Genomic DNA, 13,804 nt, shown 5'->3' on the forward strand with positions numbered 1-13,804 from the left:
CTCACACTCTCTCTTGACGACGGCCGAAGCCGCCCGTGAGGACAGGGACGAAGAACACGAGGGGGTTTTGTGGAACCCCGACAAGAGGCTAGAGCTGGAGATCGCCGTCGACCAGACGCCCCAGGATCAGCGCGACCCGCAGTGTGAACGCAGAGCGTACATCGGAGGGTGACCATCCGGTGACGTCCGTCACACGTCGGAGCCGGTAACGCACGGTATTGGGGTGCACGAACAGCATTCGGGCGGCCCCCTCGAGGCTGCTCGCCTGCTCCAGATAGACGCTGAGGGTCTCCAGCAGCGCGGCCCCGGTCTCCTCGAGCGGTCTGTAGATCTCCTCCACCAACTGCTCACGGGCCGAGGTGTCACCGGAGATCGCCCGCTCCGGCAGCAGATCGTCGGCCAGTACCGGGCGCGGCGCGTCCTGCCAGGCGGAACACGCCTTCAGGCCCGCCGCGGCGGCCTGCGCGGACCGGGTCGCCGCCTGGAGGTCCGGCACCACCGGGCCCGCCACCACCGGCCCCTGCGCGTACGGCCCGATCAGCGACTTGGCCACGGCCAGCGGATTGTCGCTGCCGCCCGCGATCACCACCAGCCGGTTCCCCAGCACCCCCGTCAGCACCTGGAGCTTGGCGTGCCGGGCGGCCCGCCGGATCGCCTCCACGGTCAGCTCCGAGTCGCCGTCGGGCGCGGTGCCGAGCAGCACGCACACATGCTCCGGCGAGTTCCACCCCAGGGCGGCGGCCCGCGACACGGCACCCTCGTCGGCCTCGCCGCTGAGCACCGCGTTCACGACCAGCGACTCCAGCCGCGCGTCCCAGGCGCCCCGCGCCTCGGCCGCCTGCGCGTACACCTGGGCGGTGGCGAACGCGATCTCCCGCGCGTACACCAGGAGCGCCTCGCGCAGCACCGACTCGTCGCCCGGCGCGGCCACCTCGTCGATGGCCGTCTCCATGACCTCGATGGTGGTACGCACCATCTCCACGGTCTGCCGCAGCGTGATGGCCCGGGTCAGCTCGCGCGGCGCGGTCCCGAAGACGTCGGTGGAGATGGCCTGCGGTGCCTCGGGGCGCCGGAACCACTCGGTGAAGGCGGCGATGCCCGCCTGGGCGACCAACCCGATCCAGGAACGGTTCTCCGGTGGCATCGCCCGGTACCAGGGCAGCGTCTCGTCCATCCGCAGGATGGCCTGCGCGGCGAGGTGGCCGGACGACTTCTCCAGCCGCTTCAGCGTCGCGGGATGCGGATGGGCGGGGCCTGCCGGGGTCTCGGGCATGCTGGTTTCGGGTTCGGGCACGGTGACAAGACTGCCTCATCCGGACACCGGAACGCGTCGCCGGGTCTCCCGCGGGGGGCCCGGGGGTCTCGCACCGGGTTTCCCACCGGGGCCCGGGGGGTCTCGCGCCGGGGCTACCGTGGACCGCGTGACCGACGTACGGCGCGCGCACGAGCGCTTCCAGGGCGGCGATCCGGCGGCCGGGATCGAGAGCCGGCACGCCTTCTCCTTCGGCCCGCACTACGACCCCGACCACCTGCGCTTCGGCGCGGTGATCGCCTGCAACGAGGAGCGGCTCGCCCCCGGCGCCGGCTTCGACGAGCATCCGCACAGCCACACCGAGATCGTGACGTGGGTGGTGGAGGGCGAGCTGACCCACCGTGACTCCACCGGCCACGAGACACTCGTCCGCCCCGGCGACGTCCAGCGCCTGAGCGCCGCCTCCGGCGTACGGCACGTGGAACGCAACGCGGGCTCCGGACCCCTGACCTTCCTCCAGATGTGGCTGGCCCCGCTGGAACCCGGCGGCGACCCCTTCTACGAGGTGGTCCGCGGCATAGCCGACTCCACCCCGTACGCCCTCCCGGAGGCGGGTGCCATGCTCCACGTCCGCCGCCTGACGGCGGGGGAGCGGACAGCGATCCCGGGCGCGGCGTACGTATACATCCACGTCGTGCGCGGCGAGGTGGATCTGGACGGCGGGCGGCTGGGGCCGGGGGACGCCTCCCGCCTCACGGACACGAAGGACGCCGAAGCGGTCGCCGTGACCACGTCCGAGCTGCTGCTGTGGGAGATGCGCGGCACGTGAACCGGCGCACCGGCGCCGACTCCTCGGCCTCCCGGCTCAGCGGCGGCGGGCGGACGCTGCCGTACCCTTCCGACGTGACGCAGCACCCCCTGCCGGACCGGCCGCGGCCCACGAGTGAGCGACGCCGGCCCGCGAATGAAGAGCGGCGGCCCGCGAACGACGGGCCGAAGGCCGCCGCCCGCAACCGTGCCGCGCTGGTCGCCGCCGCCCGGGAGATCTACGCGGAGCACGGCCTGGACGCCCCGCTGTCCGCGATCGCCCGCCGGGCCGGCGTCGGGCAGGGCGTCCTGTACCGGCACTTCCCCGACCGGGCCGCCGTGACGACAGCCGTACTGGAGGAGAACGTCCGCCAGGTCGAGCAGGCGGCCGCGGCCGAGGACGCGACCCTCGCCGGTGTGCTCGGTGTGCTGACCTGGCACCTGAAGGAGTCGGCCGCGTTCATCGGCCTCCTGCACGCCGACGGATCGGACCGCCGCTCCGGCGTCCGCGCGCACGCCCTGGCCCTGTCCCGGCGGGTCGAACTAGCCCTGCGCGCCCACCTGCCCGACGACGGCGGCCACCGGCTGAGCGCGGCGGACGACCTCATGCTCGCCGTCGCCATGGTCTCCGGCGCCGTCACCGGCCCCTCCCGCGAGGGGCGGGAGCGCAGGGCGCTGGCGGCCTGGCGGCTCCTCGGCGTCGAGGTGGGACCGGTGCGGCCCTTCGGCGGCTAGGCGTCCGGGGCCGTCAGCCGCCGTTGGACTGACGGGTGCCCTTCGCCAGCGCGTCGAAGGTGTACAGGTATCCGCCCGCGGGCCCGCTGACGGTCATGTACGCCTTGGTCCCGCCAGGCGTGATCGCCACGTTCGTCGCCGACTCCAGGCCCTCGGCGGCGCGGGCGGGCACCTCGACGGTCGCCAGGCGCTCACCGTGCCGGTCGTACACGACCATCGCGGGCCGGCCGTGCAGCGCCTGGTAGAGGTTGCCGTCCGCGTCCACGGCGATCGAGTCGGTCTGCGCGATCCCGCCGTCGACCCGGACGGCGGTGTGCCGGGCCGTGACCCCGCCCTTCCCGCCGACGGGGAGGTACGAGATCCGGTTCTCCGTCAGCTCGCTGAACCACAGCCCGCGGTACTCCGCGTCGAACGAGACCCCGTTCGTCGCGGCGAGGCCGTCGGCCAGCACGGTGACCTCCTCGCCGTCGCGGTCGATCCGCACCACCCGGCCGAGCGCCTTGCCCTCGGTCAGGCCGCGCGAGTCGCTGACGTACAGGTTGCCGTCCTCGTCGAAGGCGATGTCGTCGGGGTTCATCGGCGCCCCGTCGACCTTGCCGGAGAAGAAGGTCCGCAGGTCGCTGCCGTCCGGGTCGTCCGGGTTCAGGCTCACGACCTCGCCGTGCGCGAAGTCGGTCAGGTAGAGCCGTCCGTCGTACGGGCTGAACTGCGCCGAGGTGTATGCCCCGCGCCCATCGGTGTGGACCGTGCGCTTCGTCTTCTTGCGGACGTCGACGCGCATCACCTTCGGCTCGCCCTCGGGCGCGGTGACGTCGACGACGAACAGGTCGCCGTCCGCACCGAAGGCCGGCCCCTCCAGCAGCGTCATCCCGGTCTGCTCGTGCACCTCCGTCAGCTGCATCACCTGCTGCGCGCGAAGGGCCCGCCCGCCCGCGCCGGGAGCCCCGGCCGTCTGCTCACCGGCGTCACCCGTCTGCGTACCGCATCCGGTGAGGGTTAGGGAGCCGATGGCGGCGAGCACGGCGAGGGAGCGAAGAGGGAGTCGTCGCATGGGGGGTCACTCTTCCTGTCGGCTGTGTGTGTGGGGGGAGTGGGGTCGAGGGTGCCGGGGGCAGTGGGGCGGAGACGGGCCAGTACGCGCCACCGCGCGTCCGAATCCCAACCGGACAGCGCTGTCCGGTAGTTGTTACCGTAGCGGAGCCGACGACCGCACAGGTCGACGCGGCCGGAACGACAGAGGATTGAGGCAGGTCCCCCCACATGACGATCCCTCACATGGCGATCCCCCATATGGCGCCCCACCAGGCCCCGTCCCGCGAGGAGCTGGACGTGCTGAGGCAGCGCTACCGCTCCGAGCGCGAGCGACGCGTGCGCCCGGACGGCACCACCCAGTACCAGGCCCCCGAAGCCGAGTTCGGCTACTACGCCGCCGACCCGTATGCCGGTGAAGTCGTTGAGCGGGAGCCACTGCACGACACCGTCGACGTCGCCGTGGTCGGCGGCGGATTCGGCGGCATCCTCGCCGGGGCGCGGATGCGGCAGCAGGGCGTGGAGTCCGTCCGCATCGTCGAGACGGGCGGCGACTTCGGGGGCACCTGGTACTGGAACCGGTACCCGGGCATCCACTGCGACATCGAGTCGCACGTGTACCTGCCGATGCTCGACGAGACCGGATACGTCCCGGAGTGGAAGTACGCCCCCGGCGAGGAGATCCGCCGCCACGCGGTGCGCGTCGCCCGGCAGTTCGACCTCTACGAGAGCGCCCTGTTCTCCACCTCGGTCACCTCACTGACCTGGGACGAGGACACCGGGACGTGGACCGTGACCACCGACCGCGGCGACGCGTTCCGGGCCACGTACGTCGTCACCTCCACCGGCACCCTCTCCACACCGAAGCTCCCCGGGATCCCCGGCGTCCAGGACTTCAAGGGGCACACCTTCCACACCTCGCGGTGGGACTACGCCTACACCGGCGGCACCCCGGACGGCGGCATGACGGGCCTCGCGGACAAGCGGGTGGGCGTCGTCGGCACCGGCGCCACCGGCATCCAGGCCATCCCGATGCTGGCCGAGGACGCCGCACACGTCTACGTCTTCCAGCGCACCCCCTCCACCGTGGACGTCCGCGCCAACCGCCGCACCACCGCCCGGGACGTCGGCGCCGACCGTGAGGGCTGGGCGCGCGAGCGCCGCGAGAACTACCTCCGCATCGTCTCCGGCGAACCGGCCGACCAGGACCTCGTCGCCGACCGCTGGACCGAATCGGCCGGCCTCCTGGAGAAGCTCCTGCCGAGTTTCCGCCGCCAGGACGACCGGGAGGCCTTCGAAGCGGCCTACGAGGCGGCCGACGCCGCCAAGATGAACGATCTCCGCGCCCGCGTCGAGCAGACCGTCACCGACCCGGACACGGCGGAGAAGCTCAAGCCCTGGTACCGGTACGCCTGCAAGCGCCCCACCTTCTCCGACAAGTACTACCAGGCCTTCAACCGCGACAACGTCACCCTGGTCGACACCGCCGACACCCACGGCATCGAGCGCGTCACCGAGACCGGCGTGGTCGTCGACGGCACGACGTACGACCTCGACTGCCTGATCTTCGCCACGGGTTTCTCCGTCGGCACCTCCGGCGTCCTCTCCGGCAGGCTCCCCGTCCACGGCCGGGGAGGCACCCAACTCCTGCACGCCTGGGCGCGGCAGGGCCCGCGCACCCTGCACGGCTTCACCAGCAACGGCTTCCCCAACCTGATCCAGATGGGCTCGCTGCAGAACGCCAGCAGCGTCAACTTCACCCACATCCTGGACGAACAGGCCGTCCACGCCGCCGCGTTGGTCGCCGCCGCCGAAGCGGGCGGCGCGCTCGTCGAACCACCCCGCGAGATCGAGGACGCCTGGCTCGCCACCCTGGCCATGGACGCCCCCGACCACGAGTGGTTCCACGCCGAGTGCACCCCCGGCTACTACAACCGCGAAGGCCGGGGCCGCCCCAACGGCCCCACCGCCTACCCCCACGGCGCCCACGCCTTCCACCACCTTCTCGAGCAGTGGCGCGAGGACTCGATCGACGACATCCTCCAGCCCAGGACACCTGCCGGGGAGCGCTGAGCGGGTGGGGGAGGGAGATGCTGCGGCGCTATGAAGTACGCCGGTTCGCGCGCCCCGCGGTGCGGGCGGCGCGGTAGGCCCGGGCCGGGTCGGCGGACGGGCCGGGGACGGGTTGCCAGATGCCGTACGGGGCGCGGTAGGGGTGCCAGCGCCCGTCCGGTCCGTACCTGAGCTGGATGCCGGCGGCGTCGTCGGTGAGCCGGTTGTGTTCGCACGCGATGGGGGCCGTGGCGGCGGGGCGCAGCGACTGGATGCGGGCCTGGGCGTCGGCGAGGACGTCGTGGCCGACGGTGAACGGCTCGAGGTAGGCGGCTGCTCCGGCCGGTCCGCCGTGGGTGTGGGCGAGTCGGTAGTGGCCCATGCCGACGAGGTCCAGGCCGAGACGGTCCATGGCGGCCTGCCGGAACGGCGCCCCGTGCGGCAGGGCCAGGAAGCGCGCGATGTCGCCGCCGGGGTCGGAGCAGGGGGCGGAGCCGGGGTTACCGCTGGGGCCGCTGCCGGAACCGGCCGGGAGTTCCTGCCCGTCGAGGAGGGCACCGTTGAGCAGGGCGCCGTCGAGAAGGGCTCCGGCGCGGTGGGCGGCGTCCGCCGCCAGCGCGTCCAGGGCCTCGGCCGCGGGCAGCGGGGCGGGGGGCGCGGCGAGCGAACCGGCCGGTACCGGGCGTGCCCCGGTGAGATCGAGGTCGACCGGGCCGGGGACCGGCGGGGCGGGCGGGCTCGGCGGGGTCGACTCTGTGGCCTGTGCCTGTGCCTGTGCCTGTGCCTGGGCTGGGACCGGGGCCGTGGCGGTGGGTGGGGGCCCGGACTCTGGTGTCCCGGGCACCGGGATTTTGGACACCGGGGTTCCGGGCATCGGGTCCCGTGCCTGCCCGGGGTCCGTGCCGCTCGCGCGCAGGCGCTTCTTCACGTGCTGGTGGGGGCGGCCGCGCAGGGTGAACAGGGGGGCGGGCGTGGTGCGCAGCCGGTCGGTGAGGAGCATGCCGAGGGCGACGGAGTGCGGGCACGCGGCGTCGGCGGCTTCGGGAGCGCAGGTGCAGGTGTGGGAGATGTCCTCCGGACCGGGGACGAGGGGGACGCCGCCGGTGTGTGCCGGATCGGTGAGCCGGTCGCTGACGGCGGCGGTTCCGGCGACGGCCACGGCGTCGGGACGTGCGCGGAGCGCGGTTTCGACGCGGTCCCAGTCGGCGTCCGTGAGTTCGGTGACGAGCAGCCGGGGCCGGGCGACGCGACCGCCGGGCAGGGGGAACTTGGTCGTGGCGAAGCCCCGGTTGACGTTGAGCGTGCCCGCCTCCCCGTCGAGGAGCAGGCGCCGTGCCGCGTCGAGGAGCGCGGTGTCCCCGGCGGCCCGGGTGAGGGCGGCGAGGAGGGAAGCGGTCAGGGCATGGGCCCATCCGACGGTGGTGTGCGGCTCGCTCACCGGTGTTCCCCCAGGGCCACGAGGTCGGCCAGCTCCCGGTCGGTGAGCCGGGTGAGCGCCTGGTCTCCGCCGGTCAGGACGGCGGAGGCCAGGGTGCGCTTACGGGCGAGGAGTTCGTCGATGCGGTCCTCGACGGTGTGCCTGGTGATCAGACGGTGCACGGTCACCGTCCGGTGCTGGCCGATGCGGTGGGCGCGGTCGGTGGCCTGGTCCTCGACGGCGGCGTTCCAGCTGCGGTCGTAGTGGACGACGTGGGCGGCACGGGTGAGGGTCAGGCCGGTCCCGGCCGCTTTGAGGGACAGGACCATCACCGGGTGCCGGCCGGCCTGGAAGGCGTCGACCATACGCGTCCGCTCGGCCAGGGGCGTCGCCCCGTGCAGGAAGAGCGGGTCGTGCCCGAGGTGGGTGAGATGGGCGGTGAGCAGGCGGCCCATGGCGACGTAGCTGGTGAAGACCAGTGCGGCCTCATCGCGCGCCCGGATCGTCTCCAGCAGGTCGACGAGGGCCGCGGTCTTGGCCGAACGCGCCGTGAACGCGGGTGACTCGCCGCTGGTGGGCGGCTGTTCACGCAGGTAGTGGGCGGGATGGTTGGTGATCTGTTTCAGCGCGGTCAGGAGCTTGAAGACCAGACCGCTGCGTTCGATGCCGCGGGCGTCCTGGATCTGCCGCAGGGTCTCACGGACGACCGCCTCGTACAGGCCGGCCTGCTCGGTGGTCAGCTGCACCGGACGCGGCCGGTCGATCTTCGCCGGGAGTTCGGGGGCGATACCGGGGTCGGTCTTGCGGCGCCGGAGCAGGAACGGGGCGACGACCCGGCCCAGTTCGGCGGCCTCCACGCCGTCGGGGTTCTTCTCCGCGGCGTTCGCCCACCGGGACCGGAACACCGTCAGCGGCCCGAACAGGCCCGGGTTGGTCCAGTCGAGCAGCGCCCACAGTTCGGACAGGTTGTTCTCCACCGGGGTGCCGGTCAGCGCCAGACGGGTGGTGGAGGGCAGGGCGCGCAGCCGGCGGGCGGTGGCGGAGGCGGGGTTCTTCGCGTGCTGGGCCTCGTCGGCGACGACCAGGCCCCAACTGCGCTCGGCGAGGCGGGCGGCGTCGCGGCGCAGCAGGTCGTAGGTGGTGACCACCAGCGTGGTGTCGGTGACCGCTTCCAGCGTGCGTTCGGCGCCGTGGTAGGCGACGACCGGCAGGTGGGGGGCGAAACGGGCGGCCTCGCGACACCAGGTGGCCACGAGGGACGCCGGGCAGATCACCAGCGCCGGACCAGGGCTGCGGCGCTGGTGGTGCAGGGTGAAGGCGAGCGCGGTGAGGGTCTTGCCCAGCCCCATGTCGTCGGCGAGGAGGGCGCCGAACCCGAGGCGTGTGGTGTGCGCGAGCCAGGTCAGGGCCCGTTGCTGGTAGCCGCGCAGAGTGGCCGTCAGCCCGGCGGGCACGGGCACCGCCTCGTGATGGTGTTCGCCCTGCCGCAGCACACCGATCATGTCGGCGAGCGGTCCGGCGGGCCGGCAGGCGACCGTGTCGCCGGCGACGGCGACGGTGCCCGTCAGGGCGGCGGTCAGCGCCTGCGTCCCGGGCAGCCGGCCCAGGAGCCGGTGGCGGGCGCGGCGCTGCAGGACAGGGTCGGCCAGCACCCACTCTCCTCGGATGCGCACCAGCGGCCGGGCCGCTTCGGCGAGGGCGTCCATCTCCTCCTCGCTGAGGTCGGAGCCGTCGAGGGCGACCTGCCAGCGGAAGTCGAGCATCGCCGTCACACTGAACCGCGACCGCTCCCCTGTCGCCCCGGTCGCCCCGGTCGTCCGGCCGGGCCCGCCGTCCGCATCTCCGTCCGGCGTGCCGACGACCGCGGCCGCCGACAGGGCGGTGCGCAGTCGTTCGGGCCAGACCACCCGTACGCCCGCTTCGGCGAGTTCGGCCTCCTGCGTCAGCAGCGCGGCGATCGCGCGGGAGTGCAGGACGCACTGCCGCGGGTGCTCCTCACCGGCCAGCGCGGCCAGTGGGTCCAGGGCCGGATTCAGCCGCGCGGCCCGACGCAGGACCCGCCGTACCCGCGGCCGGACCGTGTCGGCGCCTTCTCCGCCGACGCGCGCGGCACCGGACCACACCCGGGCGGCGGCCACCTCGCCCGTTTCGTCCGGGACGGAGTCCGGGGAGGCGGAGTCCGGGGAGGCGGAGTCTGTGGAGACCGAGCCCGTGGAGGCGGAGCCTGCCGGGGCCAGGTGCAGGTCGGCGGTGAGTCGGCCGGCGGCGGCCTGCTCCTCGCCGGGCGACTGGATCCGCAGAACCAGCTGCGGGGCCGGGCCGCCGTCGACCAGGTCCTCCACATCATCCAGCCAGCCGCGCACCCTGCCCCGCGTCCCGGCGTCGACCGGGCCCGGTACGGGCGCCGTCCAGGGGCCGGCACCGCACAGGACGGCGGCAGGGGTGCGCACCAGCGCGTCGGCCACCGCGTCGCAGCAGGCGAGAAGGGACTGACGGGCGGTCGCACCGGGATGGGACAGCCCGGCACCGGGCAGTACAGGACCGGACAACGCGGCACTGGGCAATACGGCACCGGGCGGTGCCGCGGCGGCGAGCGCCGTCAACGCGTCCTCGGCGTCCGCCGGGACCGGGCCCACGCGCCACACCGCGTGCCCGCGCTCGTCGAGCGCGGGATGGACGAGCCGGGCACGGACGAGCTGCAGGGCGATGTGCACCGCCCGCTGCCAGAACACCGCGGTCGGATCCGCTCCGTCACCGGCCCGGTGCACCGCGGGCAGGCCGTCCACGAGCGGGACGTACAGGCCGGTCACCGGCAGCACACGGGAACGGGAGCCACTGTCCCGCACCCACCACACCGCCGGGCCCGCGCCCTGGGCGGGCACGAACGACACCGGGCAGCCCGCCGCGACCGCTTCGCGCACCTGGGCCGGCGAGGGGGCGGCCGGCATGGCCACGGAGCCCGCTCCCACGGAGAGCGGTCCATCCGCACCATGGCGGGCAGCGCCGATGGCATTGGGGATGCCGAGGGCGCCGGGGATGCCGAGGGCGGCAGCGCTGTCGACGGTGTCGGCGCTGTCGGCGGCGTCGATGGAGGCGAGTTTGCGCAGCAGTTTCAGCGCCGCGGCACCGCGTGCCGAGTTCTTGTCCGGGCCGACCGCGGTGACCTGGACCTGCAGGTCACTGTCCCGGTGGCGGCAGCGGTAGGTGCACTCCACGCGCGGTCCCAGGACGCGCAGCGTCGACTCGGGCTTGGTGATCGATTCCCGCTGGTAGTGCTTGTTGAGCGTCTTGACGGGATCCTGGCCCTGCGCGGGGACCGTGATGCGTACGGCCTCGGCTCGCCTGTCCTCGACCTGCGGGGCGGGCTCCGGCAGACCGGCCAGTTCGGCGAGCAGCGCGCAGCAGGCGTAGTGCTTGGCCGTCCCGCGTGACCAGGCGGTCCGTTCCGGCCCGGTCCACGTGCGCTCCGCCCGCAGCCGGGCCCGCACGCGGTGGCGGCCACCGGCGCTGTCCGGCTCCTCCTCGTAGAACAGGCCGTGTCCATCGCCGTCACCGTGCTGTTCGGCGTACCAGTGCAGCAGCCTGGCCGGAGCCGGGGGCATCGCCGCGGCACGCCGAAGTGCCGCCGTGCGGGTCTCCGTCCACTCCCTGCCCCGGGCGGTGAGGAGCAGCAGGTACAGGTCGCGGTGGCGCAGCCGTCCCGCGCCGGCCCGGCGCAGAGCCTCTTCCGCCAGCTCCGGACCGGGCCCCCGCCCCGCCGACAGGGCGCGCAGCAGGCGGTGTTCGAAGACCTCCGTCAGCATGCCCGGCAGAACCGGGCGCCCGGCTGCCCCGCCCCGGCCCGGCTCCTGGCCCGGCAGCTCGACGCCGGCCAGACCGGCCAGCAGGGCGAGCGCCGCCCGGTCCTTCGCCTCCCGGCCGGTACGAGCCTGCCGGGCGGGCCCGGTGACCTGCTCACCCACGGGCCCGACCACGGCCGCGAACACGGCACCGGTGCCGCCGTGTTCCGGTGGGACCTCGTCGTAGCGCGGAGGCGGCAGCACCTCGACCTGGGTGTGGGCGACGAGGACGTGCCGCGCCTGCTCCACATCGCCGGCCAGGACATCGATCACCGCTCGGCGCACCGGCTGCCAACCCGGTAGGTGTGCCGTCCCCAGGAGCACCAACCGCATGTCACGTGCCGTCAGCAGTCCGGAGCGCAGGCGCCGCACCGCCTCGTCGGCCACCGCGGGGTCGTCCACCGCCGACCCGACGAGTCTCTTGAGCGCCTCGTGCCACGGGTCGGCGTCAGGCGACTTCATCCCCTGACCGGTCGACGCCGCCTCCACCCGCGGACCGGCCGCAGCCGTAGAACCCACACCCACTCCCCATCGACCCGGCGTGACAGCACCGGACCTGATCACTCTGAGCAAGAATATGACTACGTTAAGCCAGGCCGCCAATATCGCCGCACCCCGGTACCGGTCGCGGCCTGCGCCAGCCCCCGGCCTGACCCTGCAACTCCCTTGCCACCAAAGCGAATCCGGCCCCAATGAGCCACAGCAATCCCACTACCCGGACCCACCCCACGGCGCCTACGCCCTCACCGATTCCTGAAGCAGTGGCGTGAGAGATGCCGTTGGCTTGCCGAACAGACGGAGACTCGGCCCGGTGAACGGTGCTGTCCAGACACCTCAGGGCTCTAGTGCGTCAAGTCCTCGTCGGTGAGCCCGTGCTTTCCCCAGCGGTTCCAGAGCGTGTGATGCCAGACGTCGGCGTCGGGGTCGGGGCGTGTCACTGGCGGCAGCGATCCTGGGCCGGTCTCGATCAGGTGCAGTAGCGACCAGGCGACGCCGTAGCAGTCGTCGGGGCCGAAGCAGGCAGCCAGAGCATGCGCCTCATCGGGTGTGACGGGTGCGGAGATGGCTTCGAGTTGTCTGAAGCGCAGGTCGACGATCTCCTCGTCGGCGTCCCGGTCGGGGAGCGGGCCGGCGACGACGAACGCCAGAACTTCGGGTCTCATCTGCGAATGATCGACTGCTGTGGGCGACCTGAGCAAGGTGCGCTGTGGCAAGTCACGCGGCAGCAGTTTCCGTCGGCCCGGAAGGTCTCGCGGAGCCGGCCTGCCTCGGCGGCGCCCCCCGGCTGGCGACCGGCCCGCTTGAGTGCGCTCTGCAGCTGTGTGCGGGTAAGCCGAGCTGCCGTGGCCGGTGTGGGGGCCGCCTTCAAGAGCTATGGGCTTCGGGACGGCAGAGGCCGTTCTTCCAGGCTTCGACGGCCGCGAGAGCGGCCGGGTAGTACTCGCGCAGCAGGGACCGGAGCTGGTTGGAGATCTGCTGCCGGTTCCAGGTGGCGTCCTGCTGAGCGCGAGCAAGGACGGCGACTGCGCAGGCCGGGTCGCTGTCCTGAGTAAGCGGCAGGTGGGCGTGCATGTCGGTCCGCAGCACGTTGGCCAAGACCAACGGATGGCCTCCCGCTGTGTGGTGTAGAGGATCTCCGCGGCCCCGACGCTGCGGGGCCGGAGACGGGTGCCTTGCGGAAAAGCGTGAGCAGTCGGCGGATATGTGTCACGTAAGCGCTCAAACGGGCGGCATCGGGACAGTGGTGGCCAAAGTGTTCACGCTTTTGGGGCGGTGTGTCGGCTGGAGTCGGCGATAGATCTCCTCTGAGTCAACCGTTGATGAAAAACGAGGTGGCTGCAGCTGCCATGGCCACAGCGGTGAAAGTCTCGGTGACTGGATCGCGAGTGGTTCCGTGGGCTCGCGGTCGAACGCAGTCGGCGCAGGGCCTTTTGCTCTGGCTCTGATGTGCCGTCATGCGCCTGGACCGTAGCTGCCGCCCCGCGAGGTCGAGAAGGCCTGTTCAGCCTGAGTGAGCCTGCGATAAAGGCTACTTGGCGGGTGGCGAATGTCGGCAGAGCAAGAAGCGGCAGGCTGAAGCGGTTATCGCTGCCGGGGGCCAGCAGTGACCTGGTGTGATGCCTGTGGCAGGCTGCGGATCATGGGGTGGTCGTTCAAGGTGCACGGTGGTATCGCGGCAGGGCTGGGCGCCGTTCTGATGGTGCTGGCCGGGCTCACTTGGCTGCCCGGGACCTTGCTGCTGATCGAGGAGGGGCTGCTGCTGGCGCTGATCGTTGTACTGCTCTTCCCGATCTTGATGGCTGCCCTGGCTCGCCTCTTGCTGGCGCGGGTGGACAAAGCCCAGGTCTGGCAGGCCTTGAGGTGTCTTCCCGGCAAGGTTCAAGCAGGGCTTGCGGTGCTGGTCCTGTCGGGTATGGCGATGATGTTCCTCAGTATGGGGCGGGAGGGGAATCTGCAGTCCGCCGAGGTGAGGGACGGGAAATACTTCGCTTTCGACACCACTGCACGCGGCACGGTCGAACTCTCCCGGGAGCGGTATCAGGCTGTCCTGGAGACCGATCAGCGCAGCATGCTCACGATGCCCGGCGTGGTCCTCGTCGGTGCCGCATGCGCAGTCCTGGCGGCCGGTGAGTTGCGCCGGGCGGATCGTGGCGTCGCACCGTCGAGGTAGAG

General features: G+C 72.7%; 10 protein-coding genes. 4 read left to right on the forward strand and 6 right to left on the reverse strand.

Features of this window, described 5'->3' with window-relative positions; translation table 11 throughout:
* Positions 1–88 precede the first annotated feature (88 nt).
* The gene (locus ACFYQA_RS20605; protein WP_388919599.1) at positions 89–1,294 is read right to left on the reverse strand and encodes a PucR family transcriptional regulator; all 1,206 of its coding nucleotides are present in this window, start codon (positions 1,292–1,294) and stop codon (positions 89–91) included.
* 127 nt (positions 1,295–1,421) lie between these two features.
* Between ACFYQA_RS20605 and ACFYQA_RS20610 the strand changes: the two genes are divergently transcribed.
* Together ACFYQA_RS20610 and ACFYQA_RS20615 are read left to right on the forward strand one after the other, a co-directional pair.
* Positions 1,422–2,081: a pirin family protein gene (locus tag ACFYQA_RS20610; protein ID WP_388919602.1), complete on the forward strand. Its 660-nt coding sequence runs from the start codon at positions 1,422–1,424 to the stop codon at positions 2,079–2,081.
* Between the two features lie 89 nt (positions 2,082–2,170).
* The gene (locus ACFYQA_RS20615) at positions 2,171–2,794 is read left to right on the forward strand and encodes a TetR/AcrR family transcriptional regulator (RefSeq protein WP_388919825.1); all 624 of its coding nucleotides are present in this window, start codon (positions 2,171–2,173) and stop codon (positions 2,792–2,794) included.
* A 13-nt stretch (positions 2,795–2,807) separates the two neighbouring features.
* Here the strand turns inward: ACFYQA_RS20615 and ACFYQA_RS20620 are convergent, their stop codons facing one another.
* Positions 2,808–3,845, reverse strand: a complete 1,038-nt coding sequence (locus ACFYQA_RS20620) for an SMP-30/gluconolactonase/LRE family protein (protein ID WP_388919605.1) — start codon at positions 3,843–3,845, stop codon at positions 2,808–2,810.
* A 239-nt stretch (positions 3,846–4,084) separates the two neighbouring features.
* Between ACFYQA_RS20620 and ACFYQA_RS20625 the strand changes: the two genes are divergently transcribed.
* Entirely contained in the window at positions 4,085–5,896 is a 1,812-nt protein-coding gene (locus ACFYQA_RS20625; RefSeq protein WP_388919828.1) for a flavin-containing monooxygenase, read from the forward strand.
* A gap of 28 nt (positions 5,897–5,924) precedes the next feature.
* Here the strand turns inward: ACFYQA_RS20625 and ACFYQA_RS20630 are convergent, their stop codons facing one another.
* From ACFYQA_RS20630 to ACFYQA_RS20645, 4 genes are all read right to left on the reverse strand, one after another.
* Entirely contained in the window at positions 5,925–7,313 is a 1,389-nt protein-coding gene (locus ACFYQA_RS20630) for a hypothetical protein (RefSeq protein ID WP_388919609.1), read from the reverse strand.
* Complete coding sequence (locus ACFYQA_RS20635; RefSeq protein WP_388919612.1) at positions 7,310–11,593, reverse strand: SNF2-related protein; 4,284 nt, start codon at positions 11,591–11,593, stop codon at positions 7,310–7,312. Before ACFYQA_RS20635 ends, ACFYQA_RS20630 begins: the two co-directional genes overlap by 4 nt.
* Positions 11,594–11,973: 380 nt before the next feature.
* Positions 11,974–12,294: a hypothetical protein gene (locus tag ACFYQA_RS20640; RefSeq protein WP_388919615.1), complete on the reverse strand. Its 321-nt coding sequence runs from the start codon at positions 12,292–12,294 to the stop codon at positions 11,974–11,976.
* 202 nt (positions 12,295–12,496) lie between these two features.
* Positions 12,497–12,733, reverse strand: coding sequence for a transposase (locus tag ACFYQA_RS20645; protein ID WP_388919618.1), 237 nt, complete (start codon positions 12,731–12,733; stop codon positions 12,497–12,499).
* A gap of 538 nt (positions 12,734–13,271) precedes the next feature.
* Here ACFYQA_RS20645 and ACFYQA_RS20650 point away from each other — a divergent pair.
* Entirely contained in the window at positions 13,272–13,802 is a 531-nt protein-coding gene (locus tag ACFYQA_RS20650; RefSeq protein ID WP_388919621.1) for a hypothetical protein, read from the forward strand.
* Positions 13,803–13,804: the final 2 nt, after the last annotated feature.

Source organism: Streptomyces sp. NPDC005774, assembly GCF_042871645.1.
GTDB lineage: Bacteria > Actinomycetota > Actinomycetes > Streptomycetales > Streptomycetaceae > Streptomyces > Streptomyces pratens.

Bases quoted from the DNA above. Each gene is read 5' to 3' on its own strand.
- ACFYQA_RS20620 (WP_388919605.1), bottom strand. From the start codon at position 3,845: ATGCGACGACTCCCTCTTCGCTCCCTCGCCGTGCTCGCCGCCATCGGC.
- ACFYQA_RS20625 (WP_388919828.1), top strand. From the start codon at position 4,085: ATGGCGCCCCACCAGGCCCCGTCCCGCGAGGAGCTGGACGTGCTGAGG.
- ACFYQA_RS20635 (WP_388919612.1), bottom strand. From the start codon at position 11,593: ATGAAGTCGCCTGACGCCGACCCGTGGCACGAGGCGCTCAAGAGACTC.
- ACFYQA_RS20640 (WP_388919615.1), bottom strand. From the start codon at position 12,294: ATGAGACCCGAAGTTCTGGCGTTCGTCGTCGCCGGCCCGCTCCCCGAC.
- ACFYQA_RS20650 (WP_388919621.1), top strand. From the start codon at position 13,272: ATGGGGTGGTCGTTCAAGGTGCACGGTGGTATCGCGGCAGGGCTGGGC.